Source organism: Longimicrobium sp. (assembly GCF_036399255.1).
Taxonomy (GTDB): domain Bacteria; phylum Gemmatimonadota; class Gemmatimonadetes; order Longimicrobiales; family Longimicrobiaceae; genus Longimicrobium.
The window spans coordinates 41,397-57,134 of sequence record NZ_DASWNM010000161.1; the positions used below are offsets into that span (position 1 = coordinate 41,397).

Sequence of the window (15,738 nt, forward strand, 5' to 3'; positions counted from 1 at the left end):
TTTGCACGCCTCTGGCTCGTTCGGGACGGGGGCTTGACCCGTGTACTCCGTTTGCTTTACTTGATCGCGAGCGGAGGAACGCGACGGTCCGAACGGAGAGGTGGGGATGATGAGCCGAGGCTACGACGTGGTGGTGGAGCGGGACGAGGACGGATGGTTCGTGGCGTCGGTCCCCGCATTACGCGGGTGTCACACACAAGCCGGTTCGCTGGAGCAGTTGATGGAGCGGGTGGATGAGGCAATCGAATTGTGCTCGGAGTATTCCTCGCGTCGAAGTGCGTTCGTGAAGTGCGATCGGAGTTGAAGCAGAAGCCGACGCCAGCGATCCGCCATCTTCCAAGCGCATTGTCCTCGTGGACAACTCGCCTCGCCTGGAGCGTCAGCTTCTCCGGGTTGAACGCGTGATTTCTACGCTCTCCGTAGAACACGGATTTGCGTTCACACCGGCAGGAAAACTCCTGTTCCACCAGACGAACAGCTTGCCGGACACCATTGTCCTGAGCGCTGACCAGGAAGAGCTGCTTGGAAACGCGGTATTCACCCACAACCATCCAGATTCGCGATCCATCTCCAGAAGAGACGTGGAACTCGCGATGCACTACGAACTGCGGCAGATTCGGGCAGTGACACCGTGGGCGCGATACTCCATCGAGCCGCCTTCGCCCGGATGGCGCTTGTACCGGCAGCGTATTCGCCGAGTGATGGAAGAAGAGCGCGCGCTGGTACTCGGAGGGCTTCACCGCGATATTGAACTTGGTGTACTGACCCATGAAGACGCCGACCGGATGTACGAACACCTCCTTTGGCGCAGGCTCGCGGCTCGCGGTCTGCTGCGCTACCGATTTGAATTCTGGCATGCGAGAATCGGCTGATGGCGTACTTGCTGATTGATCCACCCGTGTCGCCCCTCTCAACCCCTGCTAGAATCCGGGCATGGATCGAGGAACTCGCCGCCCGGGCGACGGATCCGCTGTATTCGGACCCGATGGTCCAGAAGCAGTTGCAGCATGCGATCACGGAGGCGCGGGATTGGCTTGGCGCGGCGCACTCCCTACCCGCGCCTCCGGACTCTGTACTCGCGCGTCAACCCGTCGATCAATAGGTAGAAAAAGGCCGCCGGATGCGCTCCGGCGGCCTTTCGTCATCCATTGGTCGCGATCAGCCGAAGCTCTTCTTGAGCAGCGCGATCTGGCCGGCTTGGTAGGCGTGGTGCTGGGCGATGCCGTGCAGCATCACCTCATGCTCACGCCCGCGCCCAGCGGCCGGTCGCGCTCGTCGCCTACCGTCCGGTCCAGTTCGGTGGCGGGAATGGCGGCGAGTGAGTCCAGCAACTCCGCGGGGCGCCGGGAGAAATCCCGGCGCCCCGCTGCTTTTTGCACGCCTCTGGCTCGTTCGGGACGGGGACTTGACCCGTATACTCCGTTTGCTTTACTTGATCGCGAGCGGAGGAACGCGACGGTCCGAACAGGGGAGGTGGGGATGAGCCGAGCCTACGACGTGGTGGTGGAGCGGGACGAGGACGGATGCTTCGTGGCGTCGGTCCCCGCATTACGCGGGTGTCACACGCAAGCCGGTTCGCTGGAGCAGTTGATGGAGCGAGTTGGCGAAGCGATCAAGCTCTGCCTAGAGGTGCCGTCCACCACCGGGGCCGGGTTCATCCACCGCGCGGCGGTGCACGCATGACGTCGCGCGCCGAGAAGCTCGTGCGCTGGTTCATGTTCAGCGTGCTGGTCTCGCTGGTGCCCTTGGCCCTGACGTACTTCAGCCATCGGCTGGACCGGCGCGTGGTGCACCTGGAGATGCTGGTCGCACGTGGTGAGCTGCTGCTGATCTGCACGACGCTGGGAGCCGCCGCGCTGGGAGAGCTCTTTCCAAGCGGTCGCGACAACGTGATCCCAAAGCTGCTCGCGGCGGGGACTTCGCTCCTTGGTGTGCTGGTGTGCTCGTTCTACTTCGCCGCGATCCAGTCGCGTGCCGCCCCCAACGCCATCGTGAACGCATCCGTATCACTCTTTGCGGGCATGCTTGTCGCAAGCGGAAGCTGCCTGTACTACGCGCATCAGGAGGCAAGATGAGCTTCGAGACACCCGCAATCGTCACGAGCATCGTCATGATAAGCGTGTCCATTCTCACTTTCGTGTTGAATGGCCGCTCTACCCGGCCGGGGAAGAGCCGGACGCTCACGATCACGATCGAAGACTCGGCAGGCGGTCGCGCACGTACGGTGACACGGTCCGACCGACGCGCGGACGACGTGAAGCGGGACGTTGAGCGGCTGGTAGGCCAGACGTCCTGAGTTCTCATGGACGGTGGAACAGCGAAGGCCGCCGGATGCGCTCCGGCGGCCTTTTGTCGTCCATTGGTCGCGATCAGCCGAAAGCTCTTCTTGAGCAGCGCGATCTGGCCGGCTTGGTAGGCGTGGTGCTGGGCGATGCCGTGCAGCATCACCTCATGCTCACGCCCGCGCCCAGCGGCCGGTCGCGCTCGTCGCCCACCGTCTGGTCCAACTCGGCGGCAGGGGGAGGCGGCGAGCGAGTCCAGCAGCTCGCGGGGGCGCCGGGAGAAATCCTGGCGCCCCGCTGCCTTTGCACGCCTCTGGCGCGTTCGGGACGGGGGCTTGACGCGTGTACTCTGTTTGCTTTTACTTGGTCGTGAGCGGAGGAAGGCGACGGTCCGAACGGGGGAGGTGGGGATGAGGACAGGAAGCGCTACGATGATGGTGCACCGCGTTCAGGAGACCTTTTCACCTCGGTCTGTGAAGGTGGCTCGATGAACGCGCGGACGGAAAAGCTCGTGCGCTGGTTCATGTTCAGCGTGCTGGTCTCGCTGGTGCCGCTCGTGTTGACCTACCTCAACCTCTGGCTGGATCATCGGGAGGCGCGCTTGGAGATGCTGGCTGCACGGGGCGAGTTGCTCCTGATCTGTACGACACTTGGAGCCGCGGCAGTCGGAGAGCTCTTTCCTGGAAATCGGGACAATCCGGTGGCGAAGCTGCTGGTCGCGGGCGCCTTGATTCTGCTGATCCTGATGTCGTCCGTCTGCTTTGCGGCAATCCAGTCGCGGTCCACTACTGATCCACGCTCGGTCTTTGCGGTTTCACTGCTGCTCTTCGCGGGCACACTTCCCGTCGCGGCAGGCTGCCTGTACTACTCGAACCAGGAGATACGATGACAATGGAGATGCTGGCAATGGCGACCAGCGCCGTCGCGATCTGCATGTGCGCACTCGCGTTCATCCTGGATCCGCCGGCACGCAGTCGGCCCCGGCGTGATCAGACGATCACCATCACGATCGAGGACTCCAGCGGCGCACGGGCGCGGATGGTCACACGGTCCAACCGCCGGGTGGACGATGTAAGGCGGGACGTCGAACGCCTTGTATGCCAAATGTCCTGAATCCGCGCCATGGAACAACAAAGGCCGCCGGATGCGCTCTGGCGGCCTACAAGTTGGGAGCGACGTTGCCCGATGGCTTACTTGCTGATCGACCCACCCGTCTCACCGCTGTCTCCACCCTCGAAGATCCAGGCATGGGTGGATAGGCTCGCCGCGTGGGCTGAAGACCCACAGAACTCGGACCCTCTGGTCCGGAAGCAGATCCAGAGCGCGATCGATGAAGCACGCGGATGGCTGACGGACACCGCCGGCTGCTCTATCTACTTCGCGCACCAGGAGGGAGCATGACAATCGAAACCCTGGTTACCACGGTGAGCGTTCTCGCCGGTCTGGTTTCTCTTTCTGCCGTCGCGTACGATCTGCGCTCAACAAGGCCGAGCGCCGAGCGGGGCCGAAAAATCACGATCACCATTGAAGACTCCAGCGGTGCGCGTGCACGGATGGTGACCAAGTCCAACCGACGCGTCGACGACGTGAAGCGAGACGTGGAGCGGCTGGTCGGGCAGGCGTACTGATCCTCGACGAGGAGGAAAACGGCAAAGCCGCCGGATGAGTTCCGGCGGCCGTTTGCGTGTCGTGACCCAGCCATGAAACCGGGGCGACGGCGGCGCGTACGATGCCGCCAAACACCGGCATCACCCTGGCGACCCACACCCGCACCCCGGTTCTCATGTCCCGCTACACCATTGCCCAGTTCGTCGCCGCCACCGCGCAGAAGGACGAGGCGCGCGGCACGTTCGAGCTGGAAAATCCGTACACCCTCGAGGTGAACCTGGACGGCCGCGTGTGGTGCAAGGCCGGCGCGATGATCGGCTACGTGGGCGGCATCCGCTTTACGCGCCAGGGGCTGATGGAGCAGGGGCTGGGCAACATGCTCAAGAGCATGGTGAGCAGCGAAGGCGTCACGCTGATGAAGATGGAAGGCACCGGCCGCGTGTACCTGGCCGACGCCGGAAAGCGGGTGCAGATCCTGGAGCTGGGCGCCGGCGAGCAGATCTACGTGAACGGCAACGACCTGCTGGCGCTGGAAGACGGGATGAAGTACGAGATCAAGATGATGCGCCGCGTGGCGGGGATGGCTTCGGGCGGGCTGTTCAACGTGCGGGTCACCGGCCCCGGCGTGCTGGCGATGACCACCCACTACAACCCCATCACCCTTCGCGTCACGGCCGCCGAGCCGGTGTTCACCGACCCCAACGCCACCGTGGCCTGGTCGGGCTCGCTCTCGCCCGAGATCCACACGGACATCAGCTTCAAGACGCTGCTGGGCCGCGGCAGCGGCGAAACCTTTCAGCTGCGATTCCAGGGCGAAGGCTGGGTGGTCCTGCAGCCCTACGAGGAAGTCTACATGCAGCGGACCCGCTAGCTCGCCCATACCAGACCCGCAAACCGAACCCGGATCATTTCATCCGGGAAAAGCGGGGGTACAGAGGGACAGACAAAAGCCAGAGGAACAGAGGAAGATCGGTTGTCCTCTGCTCCTCTGGCGGTTCTCTGCCCCTCTGTACCCTTCGATGTTGTTTTTACGGACGCGGCATCACCATGTCAGCCGAAGCTCTTCTTGAGCAGGGCGATCTGGCCGGCGTGGTAGGCGTGATGCTGCGCCAAGCCGTGCAGCATCACCGCGTAGCTCACGCCCGCGCCCAGCGGCCGGTCGCGCTCGTCGCCCACCGTCCGGTCCAGCTCGTCGGCGGGAAAGGCGGCGACCGCGTCCAGCAGTTCCGCGTGGGCGCTGGCCAGCCCCTGCAGCGCGGCGTTCCACTCCCCTTCCCCCGTTCCCGGCGCGGGCCAGTCGCCGTCCTCGGGCTCGCGCGCCACGCGGTCGCGCAGGCGGCGCGTGACCTCGCGCGTCCACGAGGTCATGTGCAGCACGATCTGCCACACGCCGTGCGCGCCGGGAAGAGGGCGGGCGGCGGCCTGCCCGGCCGTGATCCCCTGCAGCACCCGGCGCACCGGGTCGCCATGCCACGGATCGCCGTCCCAGGCGCGGCGCAGCTCGTCCAGCAGCCGCTCGCGCTCGGTCGCGGAAGCGTCCTCCATCGCCGCCTCCGCGCTCAGGCGGTGCCGTGGCCGGTCAGCTGCCGGCCGCCCATCACGTGCACGTGCAGGTGCGGCACCGTCTGTCCGCCCTCGTCGCCCACGTTGATGACCACGCGGTAGCCGCGCTCCGCCAGCCCCTCCTGCTGGGCCACCTTCTTCACCACCATCAGCAGGTGCCCGGCGAGGGCGTGGTCCTCGGGCTCCAGGTGGGCGATGGAGGGGATGGGCTTGCGCGGGATCACCATCACGTGCACCGGCGCCGCGGGCTGAATGTCGCGGATGGCCACGCAGTGCTCGTCCTGGTACACGAAGGTGCCGGGGATCTCACCGTCGATGATCCTGCTGAAGATCGTCTTGTCGGCCATGGCGAAGCGGGGAAAGAGGCGTGAGCGGATAGGCCTGCGAGAGCCGCGCAATCTACACGTCCACCGGCCCGCACGCACGTTCTGCGGGGGAAGCGGGGCGGGCGTGGAAACCAGGACCAATCCGCGTCCGTATCCACCACCGCCTGCTACATGGAACTGCGGCAGAACGCCGGTGGTACCATGCGCCCGTTCGGACCGGCGGGCGTAAGGTCCGGGCGGGGCGCGGGACGCGAGAGGGCGTCGGGTCCACCGCCTGTTTCCAGATGCAGGTGCAGTTCTCTTGATCCACGGGTCCCGGATGCCCATATTCCGGAGCGCGCCGTTGTCGGCGCCGTCTCCGAAGGCCCCCGCGGTCCCCGCCTTCACTCACCTGGATCCCCCAAGCCATGACCCGCACCGTCCGTTCCTTCCGGCGGCAGGCGGCCCTGTTCGCCGTCCTGCTCTCCACCGCCCTCCCCTGCACCCTGCTGGCCCAGGCCGAGCGCCGCGTGGCGCTGGTGGTGGGCAACGGGGCGTACCAGAACGCCGGCACGCTGCGCAACCCGGTGAACGACGCCCGCGCCGTGGCGGCGTCGCTGCAGCGGCTGGGCTTTACCGTGATGCTGCGCGAAGACCGCAGCCAGCGCGAGATGGCCCAGGACATCCGCGAGTTCGGCCGGCAGCTGGATCAGAACACCGTGGCGCTGTACTACTACTCCGGCCACGGCATCCAGGTAAAGGGCGAGAACTACGTGGTGCCCGTGGACGCCGCGCTGGAGAACGAGGAAGAGGTGGAGTACGCCACGGTGAACGTGGGGCTGGTGATGGCGCAGATGGACGCGGCCAAGAGCCGGGTGAACATCGTGTTCCTGGACGCCTGCCGGAACAACCCGTTCGCCCGCAGCTTCCGCTCGTCCAGCAACGGCCTGGCCATGATGAACGCCCCCGCGGGCACCTTTATCGCCTACGCCACCGCGCCGGGCGACGTGGCCAGCGACGGCACGGCCGCCGCCGGCAACGGGCTGTACACGCAGCAGCTGCTGCGCTTTCTGAACCAGCCCGGGCTGCCCATCGAGCAGATGCACAAGCAGGTGCGCATCGCCGTGACGGCGGCCAGCAACGGCGACCAGGTGCCCTGGGAGTCTTCGTCCATCATGGGCGACTTCTTCTTCGCCGGCAACAACGGCCAGCCGGGCACCATCCAGACCGCGGCGGCGACGGTGCCCAGCCCCAGCGCGCGCCCGCAGTCCATCGCCGACGACCGCAGCGAGGCGGTGGCGCTCACCCCCGGCCAGCGCCGCAACGGCCAGCTGCAGCGCGGCGACCCGGTGATGGACGACGGCTCGCTGTTCGACATCTACACCTACCAGGCCCGCGCCGGCGAGCGCCTGTCGCTCACCATGCGCTCGGACGCGTTCGACACCTTCCTGACCGTGGCGCGCATGGAAGGCGGCGAGATGGAGCTCATCGTGCGCGACGACGACAGCGGCGGCGGCACCAACTCGCGCGCCGAGTTCACCGTGGACCGCGACGGCCCCATCTTCGTGGCCGCCAACGCGCTGAGCGAGGGGATGACGGGCGCCTACACGCTGGAGCTTGCGGCGGCCGGCGGCGCCGAGCGCATCACGGCGGGGCAGACCCGCCAGGGGGCGCTGGCGCGCACGGACCCGCAGCTGGCCGACAGCTCGTTCTACGACACCTACACCTACCAGGCCCGCCAGGGCGAGCGCCTGACGGTGTCGCTCACCTCCAGCGCCTTCGACACCTACCTGTCCGTGGGCCAGGTGGTGGACGGCCGCTACCGCGAGGTCGCGTCCAACGACGACGCCAACGGGGCCACCAATTCCGAGGTGGAGGTCACGTTCCCCGCGGCCGGCACCTACCAGATCCGCGCGAACTCGTTCCTCAAGGGGCAGACCGGCGCGTACACGCTGGCCCTCCGCCCCGGCGGCAGCCCGCAGCCCCAGAACCAGCCGCGCCCCAGCGGCGGCGGCGGCACCATCCGCCCGCGGCCGCAGGGTGGGCAGCCCAGCCAGCCGCAGCCCGGCAGCGGTGGCGGCGGCACCATCCGCCCGCGCCCCCGCCCCTGAGGCGGAGCGGGTTCATCGGATGACGAGCGGCCCCGGCGTGATGCACGCCGGGGCCGCTTTCGTCTGTCTCCACTCCCACAACGAGAAACATGACTTCCCGAGGGAGCGCACCACGCACAACCAGATGCCACACAACAGGTTGCGCGACCGAAGGACCTGCTCTCCGGCTGCAAGGAGCACGATCATCGGCAATGATCCAGCCCTCACGGTTCCACCGGCGAGATCCTTCAGCCGGCGCCAAAGTATCTCGCGTGCGGAAAACGTCGAGCGGCGCCTCCCTGCACGGAAACCCCCTGGCGACCTCGATCTGTCATTCCGAGGGAGCGCACACCCGGCACCTGGCCTGCCCACAGAACCCGGTGCGCGACCGAGGAATCTACTTTCCGTTTCCTCGTGGCAGGCCCCGACGCCCCACACGGGCCCTGTCTGGCTGTTTCGCCGCCGCGGTCATGGCGCGGGCTGCCGCGTCCGGCCTCGCGCGAGCGGACAGTAGATTCCTCGGCCCTGCAACCTGCAGCGTGATCGTCCGAGTGCGGCGTGGCCGGGCCTCGGAATGACAGCCCTGTTTTCATCCGCAGGGTGCGCGAGCGGCGTCTCCCTCAGAGGGTGTTGCCAAACCCCCAGAATCACAAAGAAGCGCTGACTTCCTGAGGGAGCGCACCACGTGTAACCTGATTCCACACAACCGCCTGCGCGCGACCGAAGGACCTGCTCTCCGGCGAGGCGGGGCCGGCTTCATGCCGCGGGACCAGCCCCGTCGTTCTGCTGGCGAGGTCCTTCGGTCGGCGCGAAGGTGCAGTGTACAAACGAGGTACGGGGTGGCGCCTCCCTCAGGAAGTCAATCACGCTGGGAGGTTTGGCAACACCCTCTCAGGAAGACACCGCTCGTGGATCGATCATCGAGCCGTCGATGAAGCGCGGATCACTCTGCCGGCTGCAGGAGCGCGCTCCACCACTCTTCTTCCTCGTCGATGCGGACGATGCGGAAGCCGGCGGCCTCCGCGTCGTGCATCACCAGCGGCGCCTCGGTGCGCAGGATGCCGCTCACGATCAGCCGCCCCTGCGGCAGACCGCCCAGCGCGTCGCGGAACGACGGCAGCAGCGGGCGGATGACGCCGCTGAGGATGTTGGCCAGCAGCAGGTCGAAGCGTCCCAGCTCCTGCAGCAGCGCCGGGTCCGCCATCGCCTCGATGATGCGGACGCGGTCCTCCACCCCGTTGCGCTCCAGGTTTTCGCGGGCGTTCAGGTTGGCGTCGGGGTCGTACTCCACCGCGACCGCCTCCGGCGCGCCCAGCATGGCCGCCGTGATCGCCAGGATGGCGCTTCCCGAGCCCACGTCCAGCACCCGGTCGCCCGGGCGCAGCGCGTCGTCCAGCAGGCGCAGGCACCCGCGCGTGGTGGCGTGCTCCCCCGTGCCGAACGCCATCTGCGGGTCGATGTCCACCACCACCTGCCCCGGACGCGCCTCCCACTCCGTCCAGGTGGGCTTCACCACGATGCGCTCCGTCACCTGCCGCGGCCCCAGCCCCTCGCGCCACTTGGCGGCCCAGTCCTCGTTGGCCTGCCAGCGCCACACCACCTCCGGCGCGGCGGAGTCCGGCAGCTCCTCGATCAGCGCCGCGCACAGCTCCGCCACGTACGCCTCCGGGTCCGCCGGCGCGGGCAGGTAGGTCACCACGCCGCCGTCCGTTTCTTCCACCGCCCAGCTTCCCTGCCCCACCAGCACCTCCGCCGCCAGCGGAAGCAGCTCGGGGTCCGCCGTCCTCACCGTAAGGACCAGCCAGCGCTCCGGCTGCGCGCTCACGCGGCGAACGCGTCGCGCACGCGGCTCCAGAAGCCCTTGCCGCGCCGCGAGCCCGCCTGCGGCACCGGGCCCTCCAGCTCCGCCAGCTGCCGGAAGAGCGCCTCCTGCTCCGGCGTAAGGTCGCCGGGCGTCCACACGTGCACCCGCACCTGCTGGTCGCCGCGCCCGCCGCCGCCCAGGTGCGGCAAGCCCTTGCCGCGCAGGGTAAAGGTCTCGCCGCTCTGCACCCCGGCGGGAATGCGCACCGCCTCTTCGCCGTACACCGTGGGCACCTGCACCTCCTGCCCCAGCGCCGCCTGGCTGAACGAAACGGGAAGGTCGTAGATCAGGTCGCTCCCCTCGCGCACGAACCGCGGGTCCTCCTCCACCTCGATCACCACGATCACGTCGCCGCGGGGGCCGCCGCGCGGGCCCACGTTGCCCACGCCGCGCATGGTGAGGTAGTTGTCGCTGCTCACCCCCGCCGGGATGTCGACCTCCACCGTCTGCTCCCCGCGCTGGCGGCCGTCGCCGTGGCAGGTCTTGCACGGGTTCTTGATGACCTTGCCCTCGCCGCGGCAGGTGGGGCACACCGACGCGCTGACGAACTGGCCAAAGGGGCTGCGCTGCACCGTGCGCACCTGGCCCGCGCCCTGGCAGGTGGTGCAGACCGGTGGCTCGCCTTGGTCCATGCTCCCCGTGCCGCTGCAGGTGGCGCACGGGTCCAGGCCGCGCACCAGCACGCGCTTGCGCACCCCCGTCGCCACCTCTTCCAGCGTCAGGGGCAGGCGCACCTGCAGGTCCTTGCCCTTCTGCACGCCCCCGCGGCCGCGGCGCCCGCCGCCGAACACGTCGTCGAACCCCGAGAACCCGCCGAAGTCGCGCATGAAGATGTTGATGGCGTCCTCGAACCCAAAGCCGCCGAACCCGCCTCCGCCGCCCCCCGCCCCGCCGCGCTTGACGCCCGCGTGGCCGTAGCGGTCGTACGCCGCGCGCTTGTCCGCGTCGCGCAGCACCTCGTACGCCTCGGTGGCCTCCTTGAACTTCTCCTCGGCCTCCTTGTCGCCGCCGCTGCGGTCGGGGTGGTACTGCAGGGCGAGCTTGCGGTACGCCTTCTTTATCGTGTCGCCGTCGGCGGCCTTTTCGACCCCGAGGACCTCGTAGTAGTCTCGCACGGTGCTCATCATGGCGCTTTCCGCATGTGTACGATCTTCGTCTTCCGCGACTGCAACTGCTTGAACTACGGGCTTGGGCGTGTCCCTCCGCTGCGCTCCGGGCCGGGCTGCGCGCGCCGTAGGCAACGATACAACTGTTGCCAACGGCGCCGAGCCCCCGGCGCGCACCGGCATCCCCGCGCTCCGTCCTGCCTTCGTGCATGCGCGCCGGGTTCTCGGCCCTGCGGGCGCGCATCCCTCACGCAAGTTCCGCGAGCGGTCCGCCGGCCCCGTCCCGGGCGGTCGAAACCGCGGCTGCAACGGCACGAAGTCCGCCTGCGCGGACTGGGCCAGTGGGTGTGCGGCATCCCACGCACCCGCGCGTCCGCACCCATCTTCTCGCTCCCCACTCCCCCGGCGCAGCTCGCCGGGCCGACTTCGCGCCGCCCGGTGCCTGCGCACGCACCAACCTGCAGGCTATTCCCTATTCCCTGTTCCCTATTCCCTGCAGTTCCCTACACCAGCAGCTCCGACACCATCGCCGAAGCCCCTTCCACCATCGCGATCACGCGCTCGTACGGCATGCGCGTGGGGCCGATCACGCCGACGACGCCCTTCAGCTCGCCCAGGCGGTACTCCGAAGTGACGAGCGTAAAGCCGGAGAGGGCCGGGTCCGCGTGCTCGCCGCCGATGGTGATGCGCAGGCCGTCGGCCGCGCCGCGGTTGGCCACCGCGTTCTTCAGCAGGTCGCGCTGCTCCGTCAGCGAGATCAGCGAGCGCAGCCGCTCGCCCGAGCTGAACTCGGGCTGTTCGGCCAGCACCGCCGCGCTCCCCAGCAGCACCTCGTCCTGCCCCGCCGTCACCGGCGCGAACCAGTCTTCGCCGGACTGCAGAAAGACGTTCAGCAGCCCCGCGCCGGGGTCGTCCGACGGAACGCCGTCGCGCAGCCGCGCGGGGAGCGTCGCGCGGATCTCGCGCAGCGTGTGCCCCGCCAGCCGCTCGTTCAGCAGCGCGGCCACCGCCGTCAGCGCCGTCGCGGGGATGGCGGCGGGGACGTCCACGTAGATGGTGCGCACCCCGGCCGCGCGCAGCGACATCACCAGCAGCACCCGCGACTCGTGGATGGGGATCAGGTCCAGGCGCTCCAGCATGGCCTCTTCCATCCGCGGCGCCACCGCGATCCCCAGTTCCTGCGTCAGCAGCCCCAGCACCTGCGCGGCGCGCCGCAGCAGCCGCTCGATGGCCGCGCCCTCGCCGCCCTGCACCAGCTCCGTGCGCAGGTTGGCGCGCTCGGCGCTGGTCAGCGACTGGCGGTCCATCAGCGCGTCCACGTACAGGCGGTACGCCAGGTCCGTGGGCACGCGCCCCGCCGAGGTGTGGGGGTGGTACAGGTACCCCTTTTCCTCCAGGTCGCTCATGGTGTTGCGCACCGTCGCCGGAGAAATGCCCAGCGGAAACCGGCGCGCCACGTTGCGGCTGCCGGCCGGCTCGGCGGTCTCCACGTAGGTGCGGATCACCGCTTCCAGGATCTGGTGCTCGCGCTCGGAAAGAGGTTCGCCCGTGGTCATGGTCCGGAGTGGGAAATCGGCCGCAAAACCCGATGAATCTGCCCCCGGGCGGCGGCGGGGTCAATCCCGCGCACCGCCCGCGGCTTCACGGGAGCATCCGCTCCGCACGCGGGAGCCCTTCCCCGCGGCGGTTCCATCGCAAGAACGGGTGCGCGCCGCGTGCGCCGATCCGGCCGGATCAGTGCCCTCCTCGGCCGCTCCCGCGTCAAAAACCTGTCAAAGCTGCAGCGCCGGCACCCGCTCGCGGTCCGCCTCGGCGGCGGAGGCCATCTGCACCGCCAGCGTATCCAGCAGCAGCCACCCCTCCGCCGTCAGCCGCAGCCGCCCGTCCCGCTCCGCCGCCCAGCCGCGCCCCGCCCACTCCCCCGCGATCCGGCGGACCGCCTCGCCCGCGTCCCCCATCGGCCACCCCTGGTCCGTGCGCAGGACCAGCCAGGCGCGCTCCAGCCCGCCCGTGTCCTCGTCCACCGTCTCCTCCCCGTCCGTGGGCGGGCGCCCGGCGGCCACGTGGTCGCGGTAGTCGTCCCAGCCGCGCACGTTCCAGCGGCGCAGGGGAGGATAGAAGGCGTGCGATCCCGGCCCCAGCGCCGCGTACGGCTCGCCCGTCCAGTAGACGAAGTTGTGGCGCGAGCGGCGGCCGGGGAGCCCAAAGTTGCTCACCTCGTAGTGCTGGAACCCCGCGCCGGTCAGCGTGTGGTGCGCCAGCAGGTACTCGTCGGCGTAGCGGTCCTCGTCCGCCAGCGTCTCGCGCCCCTCGCCCACCCAGCGCCCCAGCGGCGCCGCCGCCTCCGCCGTCAGCCCATAGAGCGAGACGTGCTCCGGCTCCAGCAGCAGCGCGCGGAACAGGTCCGCCCCCCAGTCGCGCTCCAGCCGCTCCGGCACGCCGAAGATCAGGTCGATGCTGACGTTGCCGATCCCCGCCTCCCGCGCCGCCGCGAACGCGCGCGCGGGGCCGTCGGGCCCGTGCAGCCGCCCCATCCACTTCAGCGTGGGCTCGTGAAAGGTCTGCGCGCCCAGCGAGATGCGGTTCACCCCCGCCGCGCGCCACCCCCGCGCCACCTCCGCCGAAAAGCTTTCCGGGTTGGCCTCGCTGGTCCACTCCGCCTGCTCGTCCCACTCCGCCCAGGGCCGCAGCCGCTCGCGCAGCGCCGCCATGGCGTCCGCCCCCAGCAGCGACGGCGTGCCGCCGCCGACGTAGACCGTGTCCAGCCGCAGCGGCGTGGCCCACCCGCGCTCGTCCGCCAGCATCCGCATCTCGCCCGCGACCGCGTCCAGCCACTCGGCCGTGGGCGCCTCGCGCGTGGCCTGCACCGCGAAGTCGCAGTACGAGCACCGCCGCGTGCAGAACGGCACGTGCACGTACAGCGAGCGCGGCCGATCGCCCGCCGGCCGGATGTCGATGCTCAACGGATTGTGCTGCATGGGGATAAACGACACCGAAGCCCGCTCCGCGTTCCGCTTGAAGTCCTGTCTGTGAACCGGGGGGTTCCGTGCGCTCGCCTCTGGAGCGAATGAATTCGCCGCTGGAAAAGCGCAAAGTCCGCCTGCGCGGACTCGGCGGCCCGGCCGTGTACGGCATTCCACACACCTGCGCGTCCGCAACCGAGAACCTTGAGTAGCGGCACCCGTCCGCCGCACCTCGGAGCCTGGGCGCGCACAGCACCTGCCCCCCGCCCCACACCGTACAGTCCGCGAACGCGGCCTTCGTGTGTTCGTTGCTGCGAATTCATTCGCCGTCGCCGGGCTCGACGGATCGAAGCCGCTGGTCCGGAGCTCGGCGACTTGCACGGACCTGGCGCCCGAGAGGCCCCCCTCTCCCCCGCGGCGTGGGAGAAAGGGGAGAATTCGATCCCGCCCCGCACGGTCCGCGAAGGCCGCTTCTCCTCAGCCAACCACGTGGCAGACACTCAGCCCCACCGAAGAGCCGCCTGTCCGCGAAGGCGGCCTTCGTGTGGTTGTTGCAGCAAATTCATTCGCCCTTGCAGGCCGGCTCAGCCATTGCGGCCCACCCTACCCGGCTCACCGCAGCCGGAACTGCTTCCCCGGCAGCGACTCGGCCAGCTCCCGCAGTTCCAGCCCGAGCAGCGCGCCGAGCGCCACGCTGGTGGTGATCCCCGCCGCCGCCGCCAGGTCGTCCACGTGCCGCGGATCGTCCCCCAGCAGGCCGAACACGCGCGCCTCGTCCGGCGCCAGGTCCGCGGGCGGCTGCCGGGACGCGGGCGCGGCGGGCTCCACCGGCGCGGGCGCACCCAGCGCCGCCGGAACCCGGCCAACGCCGTGCAGCTCCTCCAGGATGTCCTGTGCGGAGGTGACCAGCCGCGCGCCTTCCTTCAGCAGCTGGTTGGTCCCCGCGCTCGCCGCCGAGCCGATCTGCCCCGGCACCGCGAACACCTCCTTCCCCAGTTCCAGCGCGAACTCCACCGTGTGGCGCGCGCCGCTCTTTTCCCCCATCTCCACCACCAGCACGCCCTCGCTCAGCGCCGCGATCAGCCGGTTGCGGCGCGGAAAGTTGCCCGCCAGCGGCTCATCGCCCGGCGCCATCTCCGAGATCAGCAGCCCCCGCTCGCGCACGCGGTGAAACAGCCGCTGGTTCTCCGGCGGATACACCTTGTCGATGCCGTGCCCCAACACGCCCACCGTGGCCCCGCCCGCGTCCAGCGCCGCCGCCTGCGCCACCGCGTCGATCCCCTTCGCCATCCCGCTGGCAATGCCGTACCCCGCCCGCGCCAGCTCGTACGCCAGCCGCGACGCCACCCTGCGCCCGTAGTCCGTCGGGTCGCGCGTCCCCACGATGCCGATGGCCGGCTCCGACATCAGGTGCACGTCGCCCAGCGCGTACAGGACGAACGGTGGATCGGCCAGTGCGCGGAACGCCTGCGGATACTCCGCGTCCGCCTGCGTCACCACGCGCGCGCCCACCCGCGCCAGCACGTCGAGCGCCGCCCGCGCCCGGTCCCGCCCCTGCGCCGTCCCCGCCATGGCCACGCGCCGCGCGTACTCGCGCCCGAATCCCGGCACCTCGGCGATCTGCGCCGCGGACGCGCCCAGCACGCGCTCCACCGACCCGAAGCGGGCCAGCAGCATCGCCGTCCTCGCCGGCCCCATCCCCGGGACGATGGCCAGGCGCAGCAGGGTTTCGAGGGTATCAGGAGCCGTCGTCGGCATCGGCGCGGGGCGTGGATTTCGGCAATCTGCTCGCGCCGAACGATACCGCCGCGACCGCGCGCCCCGGAAGGGCTGGCGGGAAGTAGGTCCGTGCGCTGGCGAAATGGGGACGGCGACTTGGCTTCTCATCCCCAACGGCGCGCCATCGGTGGACAAAAGTGTGTGACCGAGGTGGCGCATCTGGACTGCGGGTGGTTAC

Annotated in this window: 17 protein-coding genes; 10 read left to right on the plus strand and 7 right to left on the minus strand. The window is 69.3% G+C overall.

Going from position 1 to position 15,738, the window contains the following annotated elements; translation table 11 throughout:
* Positions 1-109 precede the first annotated feature (109 nt).
* The 9 genes from VGC13_RS33750 to VGC13_RS30335 all read left to right on the plus strand — a co-directional run bounded on the left by VGC13_RS33750 (position 110) and on the right by VGC13_RS30335 (position 4,761).
* On the plus strand, positions 110-304 hold the full coding sequence (locus VGC13_RS33750) for a type II toxin-antitoxin system HicB family antitoxin (protein WP_414683023.1): 195 nt from the start codon (positions 110-112) through the stop codon (positions 302-304).
* Positions 305-401: 97 nt separating this feature from the next.
* Positions 402-872 carry a hypothetical protein gene (locus VGC13_RS30300; protein WP_331129085.1) on the plus strand — a complete coding sequence of 157 codons (471 nt, stop codon included), beginning with the start codon at positions 402-404 and terminating at the stop codon, positions 870-872.
* Positions 873-1,479: 607 nt separating this feature from the next.
* Positions 1,480-1,683, plus strand: coding sequence for a type II toxin-antitoxin system HicB family antitoxin (locus tag VGC13_RS30305; RefSeq protein WP_331129086.1), 204 nt, complete (start codon positions 1,480-1,482; stop codon positions 1,681-1,683).
* Complete coding sequence (locus VGC13_RS30310; protein WP_331129087.1) at positions 1,680-2,075, plus strand: hypothetical protein; 396 nt, start codon at positions 1,680-1,682, stop codon at positions 2,073-2,075. The genes VGC13_RS30305 and VGC13_RS30310 overlap by 4 nt, the downstream gene beginning before the upstream one ends.
* A complete protein-coding gene (locus VGC13_RS30315) occupies positions 2,072-2,296 on the plus strand; it encodes a hypothetical protein (protein WP_331129088.1) in 225 nt (74 codons plus the stop codon). The genes VGC13_RS30310 and VGC13_RS30315 overlap by 4 nt, the downstream gene beginning before the upstream one ends.
* Before the next feature lie 473 nt (positions 2,297-2,769).
* Positions 2,770-3,171: a hypothetical protein gene (locus VGC13_RS30320; protein ID WP_331129089.1), complete on the plus strand. Its 402-nt coding sequence runs from the start codon at positions 2,770-2,772 to the stop codon at positions 3,169-3,171.
* 2 nt (positions 3,172-3,173) lie between these two features.
* Positions 3,174-3,395, plus strand: a complete 222-nt coding sequence (locus VGC13_RS30325; protein ID WP_331129090.1) for a hypothetical protein — start codon at positions 3,174-3,176, stop codon at positions 3,393-3,395.
* Positions 3,396-3,679: 284 nt separating this feature from the next.
* Entirely contained in the window at positions 3,680-3,910 is a 231-nt protein-coding gene (locus VGC13_RS30330; RefSeq protein ID WP_331129091.1) for a hypothetical protein, read from the plus strand.
* 155 nt (positions 3,911-4,065) lie between these two features.
* Positions 4,066-4,761, plus strand: a complete 696-nt coding sequence (locus tag VGC13_RS30335; protein ID WP_331129092.1) for an AIM24 family protein — start codon at positions 4,066-4,068, stop codon at positions 4,759-4,761.
* Between the two features lie 179 nt (positions 4,762-4,940).
* Here the strand turns inward: VGC13_RS30335 and VGC13_RS30340 are convergent, their stop codons facing one another.
* Together VGC13_RS30340 and VGC13_RS30345 are read right to left on the minus strand one after the other, a co-directional pair.
* Entirely contained in the window at positions 4,941-5,435 is a 495-nt protein-coding gene (locus tag VGC13_RS30340; protein WP_331129093.1) for a DinB family protein, read from the minus strand.
* A gap of 14 nt (positions 5,436-5,449) precedes the next feature.
* The gene (locus tag VGC13_RS30345) at positions 5,450-5,800 is read right to left on the minus strand and encodes a histidine triad nucleotide-binding protein (RefSeq protein WP_331129094.1); all 351 of its coding nucleotides are present in this window, start codon (positions 5,798-5,800) and stop codon (positions 5,450-5,452) included.
* 386 nt (positions 5,801-6,186) lie between these two features.
* Between VGC13_RS30345 and VGC13_RS30350 the strand changes: the two genes are divergently transcribed.
* Positions 6,187-7,869: a caspase family protein gene (locus VGC13_RS30350; protein WP_331129095.1), complete on the plus strand. Its 1,683-nt coding sequence runs from the start codon at positions 6,187-6,189 to the stop codon at positions 7,867-7,869.
* A gap of 922 nt (positions 7,870-8,791) precedes the next feature.
* On the opposite strand, the gene VGC13_RS30355 is transcribed toward VGC13_RS30350, so the two are convergent.
* From VGC13_RS30355 to dprA, 5 genes are all read right to left on the minus strand, one after another.
* The gene (locus VGC13_RS30355; protein ID WP_331129096.1) at positions 8,792-9,673 is read right to left on the minus strand and encodes a 50S ribosomal protein L11 methyltransferase; all 882 of its coding nucleotides are present in this window, start codon (positions 9,671-9,673) and stop codon (positions 8,792-8,794) included.
* The gene (dnaJ, locus tag VGC13_RS30360) at positions 9,670-10,836 is read right to left on the minus strand and encodes a molecular chaperone DnaJ (protein WP_331129097.1); all 1,167 of its coding nucleotides are present in this window, start codon (positions 10,834-10,836) and stop codon (positions 9,670-9,672) included. The genes VGC13_RS30355 and dnaJ overlap by 4 nt, the downstream gene beginning before the upstream one ends.
* A gap of 485 nt (positions 10,837-11,321) precedes the next feature.
* Positions 11,322-12,374 (minus strand): heat-inducible transcriptional repressor HrcA, encoded by a 1,053-nt coding sequence (gene hrcA, locus VGC13_RS30365; protein ID WP_331129098.1) that lies wholly within the window; start codon positions 12,372-12,374, stop codon positions 11,322-11,324.
* Between the two features lie 216 nt (positions 12,375-12,590).
* Entirely contained in the window at positions 12,591-13,781 is a 1,191-nt protein-coding gene (gene hemW, locus VGC13_RS30370) for a radical SAM family heme chaperone HemW (RefSeq protein ID WP_331129099.1), read from the minus strand.
* A 612-nt stretch (positions 13,782-14,393) separates the two neighbouring features.
* Entirely contained in the window at positions 14,394-15,539 is a 1,146-nt protein-coding gene (gene dprA, locus VGC13_RS30375; RefSeq protein WP_331129100.1) for a DNA-processing protein DprA, read from the minus strand.
* Positions 15,540-15,738: the final 199 nt, after the last annotated feature.

Excerpts from the sequence above, each read along its gene's own strand:
- VGC13_RS30305 (WP_331129086.1), top strand. The coding sequence starts at position 1,480 with ATGAGCCGAGCCTACGACGTGGTGGTGGAGCGGGACGAGGACGGATGC.
- VGC13_RS30315 (WP_331129088.1), top strand. The coding sequence starts at position 2,072 with ATGAGCTTCGAGACACCCGCAATCGTCACGAGCATCGTCATGATAAGC.
- hrcA (WP_331129098.1), bottom strand. The coding sequence starts at position 12,374 with ATGACCACGGGCGAACCTCTTTCCGAGCGCGAGCACCAGATCCTGGAA.
- VGC13_RS30320 (WP_331129089.1), top strand. The coding sequence starts at position 2,770 with ATGAACGCGCGGACGGAAAAGCTCGTGCGCTGGTTCATGTTCAGCGTG.
- VGC13_RS30350 (WP_331129095.1), top strand. The coding sequence starts at position 6,187 with ATGACCCGCACCGTCCGTTCCTTCCGGCGGCAGGCGGCCCTGTTCGCC.
- VGC13_RS30335 (WP_331129092.1), top strand. The coding sequence starts at position 4,066 with ATGTCCCGCTACACCATTGCCCAGTTCGTCGCCGCCACCGCGCAGAAG.
- VGC13_RS30325 (WP_331129090.1), top strand. The coding sequence starts at position 3,174 with ATGGAGATGCTGGCAATGGCGACCAGCGCCGTCGCGATCTGCATGTGC.
- dprA (WP_331129100.1), bottom strand. The coding sequence starts at position 15,539 with ATGCCGACGACGGCTCCTGATACCCTCGAAACCCTGCTGCGCCTGGCC.
- VGC13_RS30340 (WP_331129093.1), bottom strand. The coding sequence starts at position 5,435 with ATGGAGGACGCTTCCGCGACCGAGCGCGAGCGGCTGCTGGACGAGCTG.
- VGC13_RS33750 (WP_414683023.1), top strand. The coding sequence starts at position 110 with ATGAGCCGAGGCTACGACGTGGTGGTGGAGCGGGACGAGGACGGATGG.
- VGC13_RS30345 (WP_331129094.1), bottom strand. The coding sequence starts at position 5,800 with ATGGCCGACAAGACGATCTTCAGCAGGATCATCGACGGTGAGATCCCC.
- VGC13_RS30310 (WP_331129087.1), top strand. The coding sequence starts at position 1,680 with ATGACGTCGCGCGCCGAGAAGCTCGTGCGCTGGTTCATGTTCAGCGTG.
- VGC13_RS30330 (WP_331129091.1), top strand. The coding sequence starts at position 3,680 with ATGACAATCGAAACCCTGGTTACCACGGTGAGCGTTCTCGCCGGTCTG.
- dnaJ (WP_331129097.1), bottom strand. The coding sequence starts at position 10,836 with ATGAGCACCGTGCGAGACTACTACGAGGTCCTCGGGGTCGAAAAGGCC.